Genomic DNA, 17,924 nt, shown 5'->3' on the forward strand with positions numbered 1-17,924 from the left:
CCTTCCGCCACTGCGGTTCGACTGGAAGCCGGACCATCGCCGCCGTCGACGGCCAGCTGGCCTGGCTGAAACCCCTGCCCGCCATCAACGACCTGAACCAGCCCTGATCCCGACGCGGGTCAGGAGCCGTCCCGCGCATCCGCGAGCGTGGTGGGCATGATCCTGATATCCGACACGCGGGCGCTGAGCCCTTCACCTGTCGGGGACTGCACGCTGAAGCCGACCCGGTGACCGGCTGCCGGTCCGAGCGTGAAGAGCCGATCGAGCGACCAGCGCACCCCGTCGGCGGAGTGGTGGAACGCGTACACCGCGCCCATCCGGGAGATCCGCAGCCAGGACCGGCCTGCCTGCGCCACGGTGACCCCGTTGGCGTCGTCCGAGACCCCGCGGGTGACCACGGTGACGATCATGTCTGCACCGCCCGGTGATCGCTCCAGGGCCAGCTTCGCCCAGGTGACCGGGTCACCGTGGACGAAGAGCGCGACCGCGTCGTACATCACCGCCAGCGGCGCCTCCACGAGCGCGCTGAACTGGAAATCCCCGTCCAGCCGCGCCACCGTGAGCGGCGCGGATCCGACCGGGTCGCCGCCGGCAGGGTCGACGAACCAGTCCGTACGCGCGGAAGCGCTCAGCGGCCCGGAGCCGGGGGCCTCCACGCCGCCGCCGTTGACGTCCTGCCACCCGATCGACTCAATCGACATGGCGCCAAGCCTGCCGGTCGTCCACAACGGACGCAACCTCCGACCCGATCCGAGGGCCGCCTGGCATCAACCGGATCCGGTGCGAAGGGGTGTGGTGCCTGCATCAGTGGAGCGGAACGGGCAGAGGCACCTCTCCCGTTATCGCCTTTTCGGCCAACTCCGCACGCTGCGGGTGGAGGGCGCCGCCGTGTGGCGGGTGCTCGGGCACGCTGATGCAGCGCTGGCCTGACAGGAGCCCCACGGCGATCATCGCGAGGCCCGTCGCCGATATCGAGATCCGTAACCAGCGCATCCTTCAAACTCCCTGATAGTATGATTCAGGTATGATAGACGCTATCAGGGGGCGGACGTCGAGTCGCTTGGCAGAAGCGCGGGAGCGGGAGCGCATCCGCGTCATGCGGGATGTCTCCGCGATCGCGATCCGTCTGTTCGAGGAGCGCGGCTACGACAACGTCACGATGGAGGAGGTCGCAGCGGCGACAGGCGTGTCGGTCGCGACCCTGTATCGCCGATTCACCACCAAGGAGAACCTGGTCTGCTGGCAGTCGGACGAGCAGTGGGGCATGGCCGCACTCCTCGCGGCTGTCCGGTCCGGTCAGACCCTCGCCAGCGCAGCGGTGAGCCTTGCGCGCACCCTGCCCGACGACGCGGTCGACGCCATCGAGGACACCGCACGCACTCGACTGCGGCTGATCGCCGGCCATCCGTCGCTCCAAGCCGCCGCCGGGGAGAAGGCCCAGTCGTTCATCACCGCGATCCTCGCTGCGCCGGAGGTCGACGGCCGGCGCCCGCTGCTCGAACGTGAGATCGAGGCCCGCTGCGTTGCGGCGGCGTTCGAGGCCGCCAACAACGCGTGGCTGCGCGGAGAGGGATCCTTGCGCGACTGCACACTTCACGCCCTCGAAATCCTGGGCCGGTACCGCACCGGGGCATCCGCGACGGATGAGTGACCAGCGACCTGCCCTCACCCCTGGCGAAGAGGAAGAGCCGCGATGAGCGGATACTCGGCCTACGAGGCCTACCGGATGCAGGCCGTGGCGTCTCTGCGGGGACGGGTCCTGGAGATCGGCGCCGGACGCGGCGCAAACCTCGCGCTGCTGCCTGCCGGCGTGTCCTGGCAGGGACTGGAGCCCGACCGCCGCCGGCACGCCCGGTTGCGCAAGGTCGCGCTGCGCCACGGTCATGGCAGCGCGCCGCTGCGCGCATCAGCCGAGGACATACCGCTGCCTGACGCAACCGTCGACGGCGTGCTGTCTGTCGTGACGCTGTGCAGCGTGGATGATCCCCAACTGGCACTCTCGGAGGTTCGTCGCGTGCTCCGGCCAGCTGGTCGGTTCGTGTTCGCCGAGCACGTCGCCGCTCCGGCCGGCACCTGGTCGCGCAAGGCGCAGCGCGTCATCGCCCCCCTGTCGCGTCGGTTCGACCACGGCTGCGACCCGCTCCGCGAAACCGAGTCGATCATCCGCAGGTCCGGGCTTGAGGTGCGCGAGCTTCGGCGGTTCGAGCTGCCCCAGCCACTCGGCGTCCGGATCCCCTACGTCGTGGGTGTTGCCGCGCGATGACACGGTGCTCACCGTACTGAATGCCATGGCACCATCAGACACGGAGGGCCAGGGGCGTCAGGAACGGTACACATCCCTTCGATGATCGATGTCCACAACGGTCACGGTGTGGTTGTCGTCGTCGATGCGGCAGATGATCCGGTAGGTGCCTCGCCGGGCGCTGAACCGATCAGACAACGGCGGCAGCAAGCGCTTCCCGACCCGATAGGGCTCTCGTGCCAACGGCCCGGTCATGAACTCGTACGCGGCGACCGCGACGGCCTCTGGCAACCGTTCGGCGAGCGCTCGACGGACGGTCGGCGTGGTGCGAAGCGTGTACGGATCCTGCGGCAGCCGAGGGCTCACGCGGCCGAGGCGCGACGGGCGCGAATGGTCTCCGCGAGCTGGTCGGCGGACACCTCTTCGCCTCGGGCCAGTTCCGCGTCGGAGTCGACCAGTCGCCGCAGGGTGCCTGCATCTCCGAGTACCGCGACGGTTTCCTCCAGACGCTCCAGGTCCTCCACCGAAACCAGCACGGCGGACGGCCGGCCGTGCACCGTGACCGTCACTCGCTCGTGGTGGTCGTGCACCCGCCCCACCAGCTCAGAAAGCCGGGTCTTCACTTCCCCCAACGGCAGCGTCGTCATGGTCACAAGTATGACCAAAATCTTTCAGAGCGTCTACCGTTCCTCCAGACGCCACGCCGAAGGTTCGCATGGTGCCCACATCCCGCCACGAACCAGCAGGTCAGGAAGGTGCGTGGGCCGGACGTACCACCATGCGAACCAACCGACGACCATCGCTGGTGACCCGCTGCCGCTGCATGTGGGCAGGTGAAGTCGATGAGCGGGGAACGTCACCTCGGCCAGGGTGGACCGGCCGTCCAGCGCCGATCCGATCACGAGTCGCGGTTACGCCTACCGCTGCGAACCCTGTCCCCGTCAGTGTTCCGTTTCCGGGACCAGAAGACCGTCGCGCCCAGCAGGCCGGCGGCCAACAGGGCCACCCCGGAGACGGTTACCGCCTTCGTCTGCCCGTTCACGTCCGGCAGCAGGAAGGCGGCGATGTCCAGCATGAACGCCGCGGACGCGACCACGGTGAGCGCGGCGGCGACCCGATTGAGCCGCCCGTCCAGCTGTTCGCTGCGCAGTGAAGACTCGGCGAGCAGCGAGGCGTTCACGTGGGTGAGCAGCTTCTCCGCACGCTCGTGCGTACCGTCGAGCCCGATGGTCTCACGGGCGGCGAGGTAGGTGGCGCGGTGGTCCTGGCCCGACTCGACGCGGTACGCGTCGAGTCGGTGGTAGTCGGCCCAGACGCTGTCGAGGAAACGACGAAACTCTGGTCCCTCGAGCCGTCCAGGGATCGCCCGGGCTAGTTCGGTCAGGATCCGGAGCCCGCCGACGCTGGCGCCGACCAGCACCGACTGCTGAGCGACGGTGATATCGGCGGGTTCGAGCATCGTCAGGATGTCGTCGATACGTTCCGGGGACGGATCATCGTCCCAGGCATAGGTGTAGGGCAGCAGGATCTGGCAGCGGGGGCCCAGGACCAGTTTCGGCACCCGACAATCTGGTTCCCAGGCGGGCTTGCGGGCGATGAAATGACAGTTGTATCGAACGGCGCGGGGGTCGACCTCCTTCCATTCGGAGGCCGCGGCACCACCGGGCGGTACCACCAGGTGTCCGAGAAGCCCGGACTGCTGCGCGCCGGCCAGCACGTCCCCCAGCAACGCTCGGTCGGCTTCGCGGAGCTTGCGGTTGATCGTCGCGTCCAGCGCGGCCAAGTCGTGTGCGTCGAGCTTTCGGAGATCGGTCGGGTGGAGCAGGGCGTACGCTACGAATACGGCACCGGCGGCGAGGACCCGGATCCGACAGCTGACGATCGTTGCCTCGGGCAGGCTGACCGTGGCCCGGACGATGTCCGTGAGATCGACCTCGAGCGTTTCCTCGGAGTTGTAGGCCACCGAAGCGAGCGTTCCCGGGACGGGGTGAAGCTCACCCCGTCCCGGCAGCACCACCCGCTTCACCGTACGGTCGAGCGTGTAGTGCAGGGGGTAGGCCCTGGTCTGGATGTGCAGCACATCGGTCATAGCCTGGCCACCGCCACATGCTCCGGGATCAGCTCGGTCTCGGGTACGACGACCGCACCGAGGTACCTGCGCTGGAGGTCCTCGGGACTGTGGTTGTCCACCGGGCTGCCCACGATCGTCGAGAGATCACTGGTCGTCAGGTAGGTAGCGTCCTCGGGCACCGACCGTTTCCGGAACCACCGGCGTTGCGCTGACAACACCGGATGGTCCATGGTGGAGAACGGCCAGTAGCTGACCATCGTCAGGGTGTCCGGTCCCGCCGAGACCCCCAGTCCGACGACCGCCCTGGCGCCATCCGGCGGCAAATAGAAGATCAGCCCCTCGGCCACGTACGCGATGGGCCGCCCGGCGGCGAACTGCCGGATGCGGCCCAGGAGACGACGACGTGCCTCCGGGTCGTTGAGATCCGTCGCGATTTGATCGACATCTCGTTGATCGAGCACCCCGGCTGCCCGCAGCTCGGCAGCTCGTCGCCGCTTGGTCGCCACGATGTTGGGCAGGTCGACCTCCATCGCCGCGGCGAACGGCAGCAGCCATGGGTACGAGGAGAAGCCAGCGCCGCACACCACCAGCACCGTGTCGCTGCGCTTCTCCAAGGCCTGGGTCAGGGTTTCCAGGATGATGCGGCCACGCAAAGACACGACCAGGTCGTCGTGGGGGTACACCGATTCGGCGAACTCGTCCCACATGTCCCGAACCGCGCCGCGTTGCTCGTCCGAAATCCACTCCCTCGCCAGCGGATCGGCCGCGAGATCCTCCCGCCGTGCTCGTGATTCGTTGACTAGGTAGGCGGTAAGTCCGACATCGTTGTGCACGTCCACATAGAACCATGAATCGACAACATGACAGATGCCTGCGACGCAGGCGCTCCTGCACTCGATCATGCCGCCCGACTGAGCATCCCCCGTGCACGGATGCCGCACCACAGCGGCCGGGAGTTCCGTCAGCGTACGGTCAAGTTGGCCGCACTCAAGATGATCGACAGTCAGCAACCATCCAGCGCCAACGGGTGGAGCAGCCGTACGGCGAGATGGCCGGCGGTCTTCGGCGCAGGCTCGAGGGTCGCGGCGCGACGACCCGGCCGCCAACCGCTGTTCCACAGGTGGGCCGGAGGTACCACCATGCGAACCACGCCGCCACGATCGCCGGTGATCCGCTCCCGCTACACCCGCGCCGCTCCTGGGCCTGATCAACAGTTCAAGGCCAGACGTCGGACCGTCTGGCGAGCAGCTCCGGCAAGCTTGTACAATTTATTGTACGTAACGTTTGGGAGGCAGCAGCATGCGCACCGTTCCCTACTCAGAAGTCCGGCAGAACCTGGCCAAGATGCTCGACCATGTCGTGGACGACGCCGAGGAAGTGGTGGTCACCCGCTCCGGCCGGGAGGCCGCGGTCATCATCTCGCTGCGCGAGTACGAGTCGTTGAAGGAGACGGCCTACCTGATGGCCAGCCCCGCCAACGCGCGCCGTCTGAATGAAGCCGTAGAAGAGCTGCGCAACGGGGGTGGGGAGATGCGCGACCTGATCGACCCCGACGCCAGTTCAGGCGAGGCGTCGGCAGCGTGAAGGTCCAGTTCGCCGGCCGAGGCTGGGAAGACTATCTGACCTGGCAACGGGATCGCCAGATGCTCAAACGAGTGAACGCCTTGATCGAGGACATCCGACGCAACGGCCACCAAGGCATCGGCAAACCGGAGCAGCTCCGCGGAAACTGGGCGGGATTCTGGTCGAGACGCATCGACCAGGAACACCGCCTCGTATACCGGATCATGGACGACACAGTGCAGATCGCGCAGTGCCGCTACCACTATGAATGAGGTAGAGGACCACTCCCTCCGCCGAGGGACACGGCCCTGCGGCGGTCTGCGTGCCGTCGTCATGCGACCCGCCGTAGGACAACATCCCGGCCGTCCAGCACCGCGCCGCCGTGGCCAGCCACAGTCCGCGTCGAGAAGCCGAGCCAAGCGTCACGATGCGTCGCGGTCAACTGGTTCGCATAAAAGATCAACAGAGTAGGCCGCCAGGGACTCGAACCCTGAACCTATGGATTAAAAGTGCGCAGAGATAGACAAAGTGCAACGAACGTCCCATGCCAGGGCGGCCTCGGCTTGCCGTCCGAGTAGCGGCAGTGCTGTCCCGTGGTGTCCGCGCTGGTCCATGGCCTGGTTGCGGTGTACCGCGCGGCGGTGTGCGGCCCGCCTTGGGGTGATGTCCGAGGGTGGCTTGGTGCGTCCGTCCTGGGTTGGGGACGTCCGAGCACCCGGGGAGCGGCCCATCGGTGGTACGACGCGGTTCCGCCCGCCGCGGAGCGTACGGGTATCGGGTCAGCAGCTCGTACGCGAAGAATGCGGTGTTGAGGCCGATCAGGTTGCCGGAGGCCAGGATGGCCGCAGCTGGTATCCGCACTTTGGGACTGGAATCCGGCAGCTCGCTGGCGTCATCGCACCGAAATTGGTCAACTGGTCGAATGGCGGTGGAGAGTCCGATACGCCCTCACCTCGCGTGCTGGAAGAACGCGCCAGCTCCCTGTGGCTCGTTCGCTTTACAGCACCCCGTCGCCAACCCACCGCCTGCTACAGGTACCCGGGCGTCCATCATCGACCGCCCCATGCGAGGATCAGGTCATGGCACTGATATCCGCCGATGCCCTCGCCGGGTATCTCCTCGAGGAGGCCATCGCCTTCCTGCTTAGCTCGAACGGATACCGCCTCTTGCAGGACTCGGACGCTGATGAGCAAGCCTTGCGTCAAGCGGGACATGGTCTACTCGTTCGCGGCCGGGGTGCTGATCACCAGGCTGACGTTTTGGGTGATCTGCTGATGCCCACACCGTTTTCCCTACCCGTTCGGCTGTTCGTCGAGGCGAAGAACCGCAGATCGAAGGTCGGCTTGGCGGAGGTGCGCAACGCCCACGGGGTCATCGATGACGTGAACCAGCAGTACTCGACCGAGCTGTCGACGTCGTACCGGCAACCGTTACGCCGGTATCAGTACCGCTACGCATTGTTCTCGGCGGCTGGTTTCAAGAAGGAAGCGCAAAGCTATGCGCTCGCTCAGCAGATCTCGCTTGTCGACCTATCCGGCCCCGCTTTCGAACCCCTCATCGCCACGGTAGAAGGGGCCGCCTGGCGGGTCCTCGCTCACGCAAAAGACGCAGATCTCACGACTTTTCCTGTCGGGCAAGTACGACTGGCACTCCGAACTGCATTCAGCAGCGCAGGAGCCGAACTGATCGCCGCCGGAGTGCCCTCCGAAAATACGGGCGGCGGCCTGCCCGCGGATGTCCTGGCATCCTGGGCGGCCCTCGTGACCGCTGAGCTGCAGGATTCAGCAACCGGTGAAGGACTTATCCTGGGCTTCCCAGCAGCCCCGTTCATCTTGGCCATGCACCCCGACAGCATGGAGGACTTCGAGGCTTTCATCGCGGAGCACGGCACTCACATTCCAGTGGACATTCGTTTCGGCCGAGAAGGGGCTCGTGGAGATTGGACTATCACCCCCACGGAACATCCTGACGCTTTCCGGCTGTCGTTCGGTCTCCCCGGCGCGCTCGAGGCATGGTTGTTGTCCGTGCCGGAACAGGAACGCCGACGTGCGGCCGACGCCCGACAATTCTTGCTACCGACGATTAGCCTATTTTTGGAAGACCGCCTGGTCCAGTTGCGGTATCAACCGATGCAGGCGCCCCCCCGGCCTCCCTTGGACGAGGAGCAGCTCGGCGGTGGCGCGGGGACTGACGCAGCCGATACCTCGTTCCTGCGGCAAAACCTGCCGGCACGGCCTCGGCAGCGACATCGTCCCGAGGAACGAGTGGTCATCGAAGATCAGACTGAGCGGGTGCCACGCGAGGTTCGAGGCTGGTCGGTTCAGGCAGCTGAGACGCTGATGACCGTGCTCGACAACTCCTACCCGACGCGAGCGGCTCTGATCCGTACCGCTGCGCACCAGTACGGTCGGCTGGAGCGGGCACAGGTGTACGCGATCGCCGAGTTCCCACCGGATCGCACGCTGCGTGGGCTGACACGTCCCACTAACCGCATCGCGGCCTCTCTCATCGACCAAGGCAGCCTTCCCGAGGAAGTGGAGTATCCGTTCCAAACGGGCTACGACCACGGGGTTCAAGCGACTCACTTCACTGTGCCGCCCGACCTCGTGGCAGCGCTCCGAGCGCTCGGGCCGCCACGAGGCATCTGACGACTACCCCGCCAACGACGGTACGGACTATCTAAATGGCAGGCCGGTTCTTCTCAACAGGCCCCAGTGGCACAAGGCATGGCCGGTCTTACCGGATCATCGAGGCGCTGAACGCAGTCCGGGCAGGCGCAGGGGTTCGATTCCCCGGAATACATCGCATGCCCAGTACAGCACACAGGTGATGGCGCACAGGGCACGGCACACTACCGGGTGCAGATCCACGACGGCGAGGGTGGGACAGGGGACTTCCGCAACCTCTATCCAGGCATACGTTACGGCGCGGCGACCGGGTAATCGATCTCGGCGAGGTCCTCGCGCACCAGGGCGACAGTGAGTTCAGGGTTCAGGGCGCGAACTACCGCGTCGGTGAGTGGGCGGTGCGCGACGACGTGCGCGACCGCCGCCCGGTCCACCTCGATCTCGTAGTAGTCGCCGCAGAACTCGACGAACCGGTCGACGATGTCGTCGCCCAGGATGTCGAGCAGGTAGGAGCCATCCAGGCCGAAGTCGTACGGCCTCCGCAGGGGCGGGAAGACGATGCCCTCTCCGGCGTGCCAGCGGTCGTCTCCGGTCAACCGCCACAGCACCGCCGTGGCCACGAATTGGTCCGTCTCGTCGCCGAACGCAGGCTCGGCCACCTGCGGGTGCAACGGTTCGGGAAGGCCGTCGAGCAGGCCCGGCCACAACTCGTGGTCCGCGTCGCGGTAGGGCGACATCGCCGACTCGTGATCGAAGACCCGGATGAACGCGCCGTGGCTCGTGAACACGACGGTCCACTCGTCGCCGCTGCCGTTGCTCATCGACGCCGCTTCGTCCCGCCCCCAGCGGCAGGTGTAGGCGTAGTAGGGCGCGCCGCCGTCGATGATGCGTTCCAGGACGGCCAGCGCCTTGCAGCGCTTCCGTAGCTCGTCGATGGCGGGCAGTCGGGCGGCGACGTCGTACGCGGTCACCGGACGACCCTACGGGTGACGGAGACGTCGTCAGGCAGGTAGGGAGTCGTGATTCAGTCTTCGTCAGTAGCCAGCACCGCGACCATGAGGCCGCCGCCCTTGCCGATCACGAAGGCGTCCACGACGTGTCGGGTGACCGGTTCCCATGAGACCAGGTCGGTGTTCGTCCACCACCGGGTTCCATGGCCCAGCAGCTTCAGCAGCGCCCGGAACAACTCACCAGCGCGCTCCTGCGAGTATCGCCGCCGCGTCCCGTAGGCGAGTGTGCGTGAGGTCATTCCGATCAGTAGGGCGGAGGCAACGTCCTGGCTTGCCTCACTCATCCGCGCCGACAACTGCGCCGCGTCCTGCGGGGCCTGCGGCGGGGCTCCGGCTGGACCGCCAGCATCCAGAACGGCAGCGCCGGTCAGGAACGCGAACGCGTCAGGGAAGGGATCGCTGGCGTCCGTGGATCGGATCAAGGTCCAGAGATGGCCGTTGCCGTACGGGCCTGACAGCCCGGCCATAAGCTGCCGGATCCGTCCGAGCCGTTCGGTGATATCCACCGCCGATCACTCGGCCTGCTCGGCCGGCCGGAATTCGTGGACCACCTCGATGAGCCCGACGATGTGCCGGTTGAACTCGTCGAGTTCCTCGGCCGGTACCCACAGCTCGAGGATGTCGCGGCCGCCGACTTGCCGGACGGGGTAGCGGGCGGCGAACTCCTGGTCCACGTGGAACCGGGTGACGTAGCCAACGCCGGAGGCGGGAACGTTCCAGTCCCGGGCAATCATGATCGCGTACTGCTCGTTGAGGACGGGATAGAAGATCGGCTGGTCGGGCAGCCGTGGCGGCCACGCCTTCCAACCGGACGCGCGGACGAGCTCAAGCTCCTGCGGGCCGGTCGGCCGCCACAGCGTCATCGTCTCCGTCACCACGGCCCTCCTCTGTCAGATCGAGGTACGGTACCGGCAGTCGCGAAACGCGCTGGTGCCGCACCACGCGAGTCTGGCAGCCTGCTGGGTGTGCCCGAGACGGATTTCTTGCCGTGCAGCCTGGCGGAGTTGCAGGCGCTCGCCGCTGCGAAAGGGCACATCAAATACCTGTTCTTCTGGGGTCATCAGCCCCAGCCCGACGGCAGCATCGGACCGGGGTGCCTGAGTCAGTGGTGGCCGGCCCCGTTCGTCGTGAACGGCATTCGATACGCCACGGCGGAGCACTACATGATGGTCGGCAAGGCGTGCCTGTTCGGCGACGAGGCGATTGCCGAACAGATGCTGGCCGCGTCGCATCCGGGCGCGGTCAAGGCCCTGGGCCGCCAGGTACGCGGCTTCAACCAGGCACTGTGGGACGCGCACCGCTTCGACCTGGTCGTCGCCGCCAACGTGGCGAAGTTCAGCCAGCACCCCGACCTCGGACGGTACCTGTCGCACACGCGTAACCGCGTGCTGGTGGAAGCCAGCCCCGTGGATCAAGTCTGGGGCATCGGCCTGGTCGCCACCGACCCACGTGTGCATGATCCCGCCCAGTGGCGCGGCCAGAACCTCCTCGGATTCGCACTGATGCGCGCCCGCCTACAACTCGATGCAGGATGACCTGAAGATCTATGGCGGCATTCTTCGGTGCTCGGTGTCTGAGGGGGCTGTCCAAAGCCTCCTGCGCCGTGGGACTGGCCTACCGCACGATCATCTCCCGGACGCCGTATGTGTCCCACCACGATGGCCGGTGTTCGCGGAGCTCTCCCGCGATTCGTGTTAGTAGGAGCCAGTTGCCGTTGAGCACGAGTGCGACGTCTTCGGGTCGGCTGGCCAGGACACGGCCGACGGCCGACACCATGGCGGGAACCGCACCCTCCGGTGGGTCGATCTTGCGCAGGTCGAAGACGACGTTGGCGTACGTGTCGGGTTCCCACTCCCATTGGGTGCCGTCGTCGTTTTCGGCGTCGAAGTAGCCGTTGCTGCCCCCGGTAATGGTGACGGTGTAGCCGAGTTCGTCACCGAGGTCGGCGGTGAGGAGCCGGGGGTAGCCGGGCTGTGTCGACTCCTCGACGCCGTGCGGGGCGACGAGGGGAGCGAGGTCCTCCAGCGGGATGTCGCCGGCCAGGGTCAGTCGGTACTCGATGCCCACGTGCTGCCTGCCTTCTCAGTCTCGTCGGACGATCTGAATGATCGCACCGCTTCGCGTCACCGCTGCCAGTTCCTTGAGGTGCGGGACCGGCCAGTCGTCGAACTGCTTCTGCAGGGCGGCGATGTCACCACGCCAGTCCTGCAGGTTCAACACCACCCGTTGGGTCTGCTGCCTCGCCACCTTCTCCGCTACTTCTGTCCACACCCCGCGTACCGCCTTGCCGGGGGTGGGCGCGTAGCAGTCGAAGACGTGGCCCTCGATGAGATAGTCGGGTTCCTTGTCCGGCTTGCCCACGTCGCCGGTGCTCTGCCGGGCGTCGGCGATCTCCCGCCGGGTTGGGTTCTGGTGTACGCGGTAGCCGTCGTGGGCGAGCGTGTCGGCGCACTCGTTTTCCAACTCCAGCGAGCGCCGTACCGCGTCGTCTTCGCGTGGTGGGATTCTGGTCCGTGGTCCGGTCGGAGAGCCGCCGGGAACGCCGGTGGGCGTTCTGCTCCATAGGGTGGGGCCCGATCCGGGCAGGTCGGGGTCGCGCATGGCGGTTGCGGTCGGACCGCCGGTGGCGTCGGGGGCAGGGCTGGCCGGGAGAGACCGCCAGCCCCGGTCAGTTTCCCGCTGATCCCAGCCGTCGTGCCTCGGCGGTCGCCGCGTCGACGAACTGCCGGGCGGCGCCAGCGCGTTGAACGATGAGCACCATGACCTGCTTGACGCCATCCAGGGCCTGTAACAGGGGTCCCGGCTGCCCGCCGAGCAGGACGGCCGTGACGAGTTGTTGCGCCGCGCCGACCTGACTGATCACCCCGGTTGCCGCGTCGCGGGCGCTGTCCAACGCGCTCTGCACCGGTGCAAGCCCGCCGATTGTCTCCTGCGGTGTGCCGTGGCGGGGCACCGCAGCGGTGGCCTGCGCCGCCTCCCCGATCGACGTGGAGAGGCGGCCCAGACCAGCCTGAATCTCACCGATCGCGCCACGGACCCGGACCATGCCAGCGGCCACCGCAGCGAAACCGGCACCCGCCGCACGAAGACCGACCTCCTGCGCCTGGTCACCGGCTACAGCGGTGAGGCCGCGAGCTCTGTCGACGCCGGCTGTCAAGGCACGCAACTCGGCGTCAACCTTCTCAATGTTCGACACGTCGAGCCATTCTCCAATCGTCGACGATGTTGCATAAGCACTGAGTCCGAACGAGTTGCAGGCGCTTGCCCCATCTTGGCAACGGAGACAGTGTCGATGATCAGCATTATCGCGCTGGCTGCCGAGGCATGCCGAGCAGCGACCGGCGCTCGACAGAACGGACAACACCGGACATGCGGTGTCCACGCGTTCCGATTCTGCACCACGGCTCGCGGCCAGACGGGTTACAGAGAACTCGTGCAGCGCGGAAAGGTCACCAGCGCGGTCACCCAGTTCTGGAGTGACGGTCGGCGTGGGGTTCGGCCCCTGCGATCACGGCGGTCTCGATCCCTACGCGGTCCAGCACCGCCCGCATCTTCGTGTCGTGGAGGGGACCAAGGCGACGGGCGTCGGCCCCGTGGTTGTCGGCGAGGTACAGAGACGCGCGAAAACCATGGCGTCGGGTGGCTTCACGGACGATCTTGTAGAGCGTTATGACGGTGCTCGACGTCGGGGGCAGGTTCCAGGCGATGGAGTCAACGTCGCTCCAGCCCTCCACGAATTCTCCCCGTGCTGCGGATCCCCACAGCCCGACCCCGGCATCCGGGTGCCCGGCGATAGCGGCCTGAGCCTCTGCCCCCACCTCATTGACCAGATGACTGAGTTTCTGGCTGAAGGGCTGTTGCTGGGCAGCACGCCAGGTGATGACGGCAAGTGCGCGATCCAGTACCTCCTGGAACTGGGGATGACTGGCGGCCTGCCGGGCGGCGGGAGCATCGAGCCACCGGGCCCGGACGAAGCCTTCGTCTCGGGCCGGCGTCGTGGCGGTGGTAGCTGTGGTGAAGAGGAACCAGTGCGCCACGAGGCGCTCTGACACATCCCCGTTTCAGGCGGGACAGACTCGAAGGGAGGTCTGCTGGGTCCGATGGCTTACCTGGATCCGAAAGGTGAAGGGGACAAGAGCATGCCAGGAAATCGGCGGCCGGGTTCAGATGCCCGAGACGGCGTGCCGGGAGACCCGTGCGGTATGGCGAAGACTTGATTGTTTGAACCCTAATCTCCAGCGGCAGCAATTTACTGCGACCGGAAAGGCATCTGAAACCGGTGTCCGTCGTGGTCGGGGTGTACTGGTTCGCCCTGGCCAACCTTCGCGGCGGAAGCGATACCCGGCGAGGGTATTCAAGGAGATGAGTGGGGCGCCTGCAGCCGCGCTATTTCGTGTGTCAGAGACGAACGTGGGATCACCGTCCCAGTTCGGCTGGCGGTGTCGGAGCACTCGTAGTAGTCGCCGGAGTAACGCCCGGCCAAGGAGAACGGGAAAGCCGTTCACAGGGCGAAGGGGTGCAGGTGATGCGGACTGTGAGAAACAGTGGAGGTATGCGTAATGCAGAGCGCTGACACGGTACTCAAAGTCCTGCGTGGCAGGGGACGACGAAAACTGCCCCTGGAACGGCTGTATCGGCAACTGTTCAACGAGCAGTTGTTTCTGATCGCCTACGGGAGGATTTACGCCAACGACGGCGCGATGACGCCCGGAGTCGATGGGAGAACACCCGACGGGATGAGCCTGGAAGCCATCCGGGACATCATCGGTCGGCTTCGCGCCGAACGCTACCGGTTCACACCGGTCCGCCGGGTTTACATCCCGAAGAAGAACGGAGCCCAACGGCCCCTCGGGCTGCCGGCCTGGACCGACAAACTGGTCGGTGAGGTGGTGCGCCTGCTGTTGGAGGCGTACTACGAACCGCAGTTCTCGACCAGGTCGCACGGGTTCCGCACTGGTCGGGGCTGCCACACGCACTCGACGAGATCGCCTCGACATGGACGGGCACGACCTGGTTCATCGAGGGCGACATCGCCGACTGCTTCGGGAGCCTCGACCACGAGGTCATGCTCGCGATCCTCGCCGAGCAGATCCACGACAATCGGTTCTTGAACCTGGTAGGAGGAATGCTGCGGGCGGGATATCTGGAAGACTGGAAATGGCATGCCACGCATTCCGGTGCGCCACAAGGCGGCGTCATATCGCCGATCCTGTCGAACATCTATCTCGACCGTCTCGATACATTCGTGGAACAGGAAATGGTCCCGGCCTGGACCCGCGGAACAGTCCGACGGCCGAACCGGGCGTACTACAACGCGACGTCAAGAGTCGGCTACTGGAAAAGGAAGGGCGACCGCGACAAGGTCAAAACCTACCGCAAGATCCAGCAGTCGATTCCCACTCGCGACGTTCACGACCCGGACTACCGCCGGCTACGCTATATCCGCTACGCCGACGATCACCTCCTAGGATTCGCCGGCACCAAGGCCGAAGCCGAACAGATCAAGAACGAGCTAACCGCGTTTCTGCGCAAGGATCTGAAGCTCGCTCTTCTACCGAGAAAACCTTGATCACCCACGCCCGCACCCACAAGGCACGGTTCCTCGGCTACGACATCTGGACACGGCAGGCCGACACCTGGCACACCAAGGGCAAACGATCACTCAACGGCTCCATCGCCCTCGGTGTCCCACCGGAAAACGTCAACGCCAGATGCCGAAAATACCTGCGGAAACAGAACAAGCCCCTGATCCGTAACGACCTGATCCGCACCAGCGACCACAACATCGTCGCCTCCTACGGCGCGGAATATCGAGGATATGTCCAGTACTATCAGATGGCCGGAAACATCAGCTGGCTCAACAAGCTCCGTTATGTCATGGAACGGTCGATGATGTCGACCCTGGCAGCCAAATATCGCCGACCACCGTGGGTGATGCGAAACCGCTACCAAACCACCGTCGTCACCCCCCACGGGAAACGCCGGTGCTTCGAAGCGACCCAGCGCACCCCGAACGGAACGGTATTCACCGCCAGATTCGGCGGGATCCCGCTACGCCGCCGCAAACACGCCCGCCTCATCGACGGAGCGTGGCCGACCCGGCGGGGAACCCAACTCATCGCCCGGCTCACCGCCGGGATCTGCGAACTCTGCGACGCCCACGACGGGATCACCGTCCACCACGTCACACGACTCGCCGACCTCAACAGATACAGCCCTGCGGCCACACCACCCTGGGTGCAAGCCATGCGGGACAGCCGACGGAAGACCCTGATCGTCTGCGCCCGCTGCCACGGCGACATCCATCAACAGCCGCACACGCAGTAGCAACACTGGAGAGCCGTGATGCGGGGAAAGCTCGCACGTCCGGTTCGGGGAGGAGTCGCGCGGAAACGGACCCCCACAAGGGACACCGCGCCGCGCGGCTTACTCCACGTCGACGGTCTTCGCCGCGACTGTTCCGTCGTTGTCGGTAAAGGTGTAGGCCTCCTGCCCCAGGTAGGCGCCGTAGTGCGTATTGGTCAGGCCGGCTTCCTCGGCCACCTCCCTCCTGGCTGCCTGGAGTGGTGACTCGCCTGGTTCCAGGCGGCCCTTCGGGCCAACGGTCTGTTGTTCACCGCTCTTCCGGACCTGATCGAGGAGCAGGATTTGTGGAGAGCTGAGGTCGCCGGTCGCGACGACGGCCCCGGCGGAGGCGTATCGACGAGTCATGGCTGAATGCCTCCTGAGGATGTCCGCAGGGCCTGGAACGCGTCGCGGAGACGAGCCCTCACGGTGACAGCGTTGGCGATTGGTCGGGCGTGAGAATGTGATGACGGTGCACTACTACCCGATTGTCTCGGCCGGCGGCCGGGCGAATCTCGTGGTGCTGGCGTCGCTTCCAGCGTTCTGCCCTGGATATCGCTGAGGCTGACCGCGGGTTGTTCGGTAGCCTGCTATCCGTGACCAGTTCCGATCTCCGCGTTCGCTTCGCGCCCTCCCCGACGGGCATGTTCCACGTCGGCAATGCCCGGTCTGTCCTGTTCAACTGGGTGCTGGCCCGACAGTCGGGCGGAACGATGGTGCTGCGGATCGAGGACACGGACGCGGCGCGGAACCGCCCGGAATGGGTCCAGGGCATCCTCGACGCGATGGAGTGGCTTGGCATCGGCCCGAGCGAGTACGAGGGTCCGCTGTTCCAGTCCGACTACGCCCCGCAGCACCGCGAGGCCATCGACCGGCTGCTCGCCGCCGGGCGCGCCTACTACTGCGACTGTGCCCGGGATCAGGTCATCGCGCGTACGGGCAGCGAGCACAAGGGCTACGACGGCTTCTGCCGGGACCGTGGCCTGTCCGCCGGGGAAGGTCGCGCTCTGCGTTTCCGCACGCCGGACGACGGCTCGACTGTGATCGTCGACCTGGTGCGTGGCAAGCCGACTTTCGACAACGCGCTGATCGAGGACTTCGTGATCGCCCGTGGTGACGGGTCGCCGGTGTTCCTGCTGGCCAACGTGGTCGACGACATGGTCATGGGCATCACCCACGTGATCCGGGCTGAGGAGCACCTCCCCAACGCGCCCAAGCAGCAGTTGCTGTGGGAGGCGCTGGGTGCTGAGCCTCCGGTGTGGGTGCACGCGCCGATCCTGGTCAACGAGAAGCGGCAGAAGCTGTCCAAGCGTCGGGACCGGGTGGCCCTGGAGGACTTCCGTGCCGAGGGTTACCTCGCCGAGGCGATGCGGAACTACCTGATGTTGCTCGGATGGGCGCCGTCCGGTGACCGGGAGATCCTGCCCTGGGATGACATCGTGGCGGAGTTCCGGCTGGAAGATGTCAACCCCTCGCCGGCGTTCTTCGACGTGAAGAAGCTCCGAGCCTTCAACGGGGACTACATCCGGGCACTGTCGGTGGAGGCGTTCATCGAGGCGTGTCAGCCCTGGTTGAGCGTCGAGGCAGCGCCGTGGCGGCCGGAGGCGTACGACGCCAGAGCGTTCGCTGCGGTCGCCGAGCTGGCGCAGACCCGGATCGCGCTGCTCTCCGAGATCGTGCCGATGGTCGACTTCCTGTTCCTCGATGAGCCGGTCGCCGATGAGGCGGCGTGGGCGAAGGCCATGAAAGCCGATGCCCCGGCGTTGTTGGCCGCTGTGGTCGAGGCGTATGAGACGTGCGAGTGGCGGGCCGAGGTGCTGAAGTCGATGCTGGAGGCGATCGGCGCCGAGCGAGGGCTCAAGCTCGGCAAGGCCCAGGCCCCGGTACGTGTCGCGGTGACCGGCCGCACCGTCGGGCTGCCGCTGTTCGAGTCGATCGAGCTCCTCGGACGTGAGCGAACCTTGGCTCGCCTGCGAGCCGCCCTCGACCGCCTGAGCTGACCCCTTCGCGACCGGCGGATCGATCCCGCCGGTCAACCTGGTCGTCGATCGATCCGCTCCTTGAGC

22 protein-coding genes are annotated in these 17,924 nt (G+C 66.2%); 9 read left to right on the top strand and 13 right to left on the bottom strand.

Translation table 11 applies throughout. The features are described 5' to 3' along the window. Nucleotides 1-119: 119 nt before the first annotated feature. Nucleotides 120-701, bottom strand: a complete 582-nt coding sequence (locus KIF24_RS30730) for a DUF1349 domain-containing protein (protein ID WP_221087010.1) — start codon at nt 699-701, stop codon at nt 120-122. Nucleotides 702-1,096: 395 nt separating this feature from the next. Here KIF24_RS30730 and KIF24_RS30735 point away from each other — a divergent pair, with 395 nt between their 5' ends. Both KIF24_RS30735 and KIF24_RS30740 read left to right on the top strand, forming a co-directional pair. Then, nucleotides 1,097-1,651: a TetR/AcrR family transcriptional regulator gene (locus KIF24_RS30735; protein ID WP_221087011.1), complete on the top strand. Its 555-nt coding sequence runs from the start codon at nt 1,097-1,099 to the stop codon at nt 1,649-1,651. A gap of 42 nt (nt 1,652-1,693) precedes the next feature. Further along, nucleotides 1,694-2,263: a class I SAM-dependent methyltransferase gene (locus KIF24_RS30740; protein WP_221087012.1), complete on the top strand. Its 570-nt coding sequence runs from the start codon at nt 1,694-1,696 to the stop codon at nt 2,261-2,263. 57 nt (nt 2,264-2,320) lie between these two features. Here KIF24_RS30740 and KIF24_RS33665 read toward each other — a convergent pair whose 3' ends face one another. The 4 genes from KIF24_RS33665 to KIF24_RS30760 form a co-directional block, all read right to left on the bottom strand. After that, nucleotides 2,321-2,608: a type II toxin-antitoxin system RelE family toxin gene (locus KIF24_RS33665; protein WP_331461331.1), complete on the bottom strand. Its 288-nt coding sequence runs from the start codon at nt 2,606-2,608 to the stop codon at nt 2,321-2,323. Further along, nucleotides 2,605-2,889 carry a type II toxin-antitoxin system Phd/YefM family antitoxin gene (locus KIF24_RS30750; RefSeq protein WP_221087013.1) on the bottom strand — a complete coding sequence of 95 codons (285 nt, stop codon included), beginning with the start codon at nt 2,887-2,889 and terminating at the stop codon, nt 2,605-2,607. Before KIF24_RS30750 ends, KIF24_RS33665 begins: the two co-directional genes overlap by 4 nt. A 251-nt stretch (nt 2,890-3,140) precedes the next feature. Continuing rightward, entirely contained in the window at nt 3,141-4,331 is a 1,191-nt protein-coding gene (locus KIF24_RS30755) for a hypothetical protein (protein ID WP_221087014.1), read from the bottom strand. Then, nucleotides 4,328-5,323 carry a class I SAM-dependent methyltransferase gene (locus KIF24_RS30760; RefSeq protein WP_221087015.1) on the bottom strand — a complete coding sequence of 332 codons (996 nt, stop codon included), beginning with the start codon at nt 5,321-5,323 and terminating at the stop codon, nt 4,328-4,330. The genes KIF24_RS30755 and KIF24_RS30760 overlap by 4 nt, the downstream gene beginning before the upstream one ends. Before the next feature lie 289 nt (nt 5,324-5,612). Between KIF24_RS30760 and KIF24_RS30765 the strand changes: the two genes are divergently transcribed. From KIF24_RS30765 to KIF24_RS30775, 3 genes are all read left to right on the top strand, one after another. Beyond that, the gene (locus tag KIF24_RS30765) at nt 5,613-5,897 is read left to right on the top strand and encodes a type II toxin-antitoxin system Phd/YefM family antitoxin (protein WP_221087016.1); all 285 of its coding nucleotides are present in this window, start codon (nt 5,613-5,615) and stop codon (nt 5,895-5,897) included. After that, on the top strand, nt 5,894-6,148 hold the full coding sequence (locus tag KIF24_RS30770) for a Txe/YoeB family addiction module toxin (protein WP_018216555.1): 255 nt from the start codon (nt 5,894-5,896) through the stop codon (nt 6,146-6,148). Before KIF24_RS30765 ends, KIF24_RS30770 begins: the two co-directional genes overlap by 4 nt. Before the next feature lie 807 nt (nt 6,149-6,955). Beyond that, nucleotides 6,956-8,524 (top strand): PDDEXK family nuclease, encoded by a 1,569-nt coding sequence (locus KIF24_RS30775; RefSeq protein ID WP_221087017.1) that lies wholly within the window; start codon nt 6,956-6,958, stop codon nt 8,522-8,524. Nucleotides 8,525-8,796: 272 nt separating this feature from the next. Here the strand turns inward: KIF24_RS30775 and KIF24_RS30780 are convergent, their stop codons facing one another. From KIF24_RS30780 to KIF24_RS30790, 3 genes are read right to left on the bottom strand one after another with little or no spacing between them, the layout of a single operon-like run. Continuing rightward, a complete protein-coding gene (locus KIF24_RS30780) occupies nt 8,797-9,474 on the bottom strand; it encodes a hypothetical protein (RefSeq protein WP_221087018.1) in 678 nt (225 codons plus the stop codon). Between the two features lie 53 nt (nt 9,475-9,527). After that, entirely contained in the window at nt 9,528-10,019 is a 492-nt protein-coding gene (locus KIF24_RS30785; RefSeq protein WP_221087019.1) for a hypothetical protein, read from the bottom strand. Nucleotides 10,020-10,025: 6 nt separating this feature from the next. After that, the gene (locus KIF24_RS30790) at nt 10,026-10,388 is read right to left on the bottom strand and encodes an ADP-ribosylation/crystallin J1 (protein WP_221087020.1); all 363 of its coding nucleotides are present in this window, start codon (nt 10,386-10,388) and stop codon (nt 10,026-10,028) included. A 90-nt stretch (nt 10,389-10,478) separates the two neighbouring features. Between KIF24_RS30790 and KIF24_RS30795 the strand changes: the two genes are divergently transcribed. Beyond that, the gene (locus KIF24_RS30795) at nt 10,479-11,048 is read left to right on the top strand and encodes an NADAR family protein (protein WP_221087021.1); all 570 of its coding nucleotides are present in this window, start codon (nt 10,479-10,481) and stop codon (nt 11,046-11,048) included. Between the two features lie 79 nt (nt 11,049-11,127). On the opposite strand, the gene KIF24_RS30800 is transcribed toward KIF24_RS30795, so the two are convergent. The 4 genes from KIF24_RS30800 to KIF24_RS30815 form a co-directional block, all read right to left on the bottom strand. Then, nucleotides 11,128-11,580, bottom strand: coding sequence for a SitI3 family protein (locus tag KIF24_RS30800; RefSeq protein WP_221087022.1), 453 nt, complete (start codon nt 11,578-11,580; stop codon nt 11,128-11,130). Between the two features lie 15 nt (nt 11,581-11,595). After that, nucleotides 11,596-11,982: a CdiA C-terminal domain-containing protein gene (locus tag KIF24_RS30805; RefSeq protein WP_230417210.1), complete on the bottom strand. Its 387-nt coding sequence runs from the start codon at nt 11,980-11,982 to the stop codon at nt 11,596-11,598. Nucleotides 11,983-12,181: 199 nt separating this feature from the next. Next, a complete protein-coding gene (locus KIF24_RS30810; protein WP_221087632.1) occupies nt 12,182-12,709 on the bottom strand; it encodes a DUF6244 family protein in 528 nt (175 codons plus the stop codon). Nucleotides 12,710-12,974: 265 nt separating this feature from the next. Next, a complete protein-coding gene (locus KIF24_RS30815) occupies nt 12,975-13,550 on the bottom strand; it encodes an NUDIX hydrolase (RefSeq protein ID WP_221087024.1) in 576 nt (191 codons plus the stop codon). A 947-nt stretch (nt 13,551-14,497) separates the two neighbouring features. On the opposite strand from KIF24_RS30815, the gene KIF24_RS30820 reads away from it, so the two are divergent. Together KIF24_RS30820 and KIF24_RS30825 are read left to right on the top strand one after the other, a co-directional pair. Then, nucleotides 14,498-15,082, top strand: coding sequence for a reverse transcriptase/maturase family protein (locus KIF24_RS30820; RefSeq protein WP_331461406.1), 585 nt, complete (start codon nt 14,498-14,500; stop codon nt 15,080-15,082). Next, entirely contained in the window at nt 15,079-15,840 is a 762-nt protein-coding gene (locus KIF24_RS30825) for an HNH endonuclease (RefSeq protein WP_221087025.1), read from the top strand. Before KIF24_RS30820 ends, KIF24_RS30825 begins: the two co-directional genes overlap by 4 nt. Before the next feature lie 99 nt (nt 15,841-15,939). Here the strand turns inward: KIF24_RS30825 and KIF24_RS30830 are convergent, their stop codons facing one another. Further along, nucleotides 15,940-16,224, bottom strand: a complete 285-nt coding sequence (locus KIF24_RS30830; RefSeq protein WP_230415991.1) for an NUDIX domain-containing protein — start codon at nt 16,222-16,224, stop codon at nt 15,940-15,942. Nucleotides 16,225-16,454: 230 nt separating this feature from the next. Between KIF24_RS30830 and gltX the strand changes: the two genes are divergently transcribed. Beyond that, nucleotides 16,455-17,858 carry a glutamate--tRNA ligase gene (gene gltX, locus KIF24_RS30835; RefSeq protein ID WP_221087026.1) on the top strand — a complete coding sequence of 468 codons (1,404 nt, stop codon included), beginning with the start codon at nt 16,455-16,457 and terminating at the stop codon, nt 17,856-17,858. Nucleotides 17,859-17,924 lie beyond the last annotated feature (66 nt).

Source organism: Micromonospora tarapacensis (genome assembly GCF_019697375.1).
GTDB lineage: Bacteria > Actinomycetota > Actinomycetes > Mycobacteriales > Micromonosporaceae > Micromonospora > Micromonospora tarapacensis.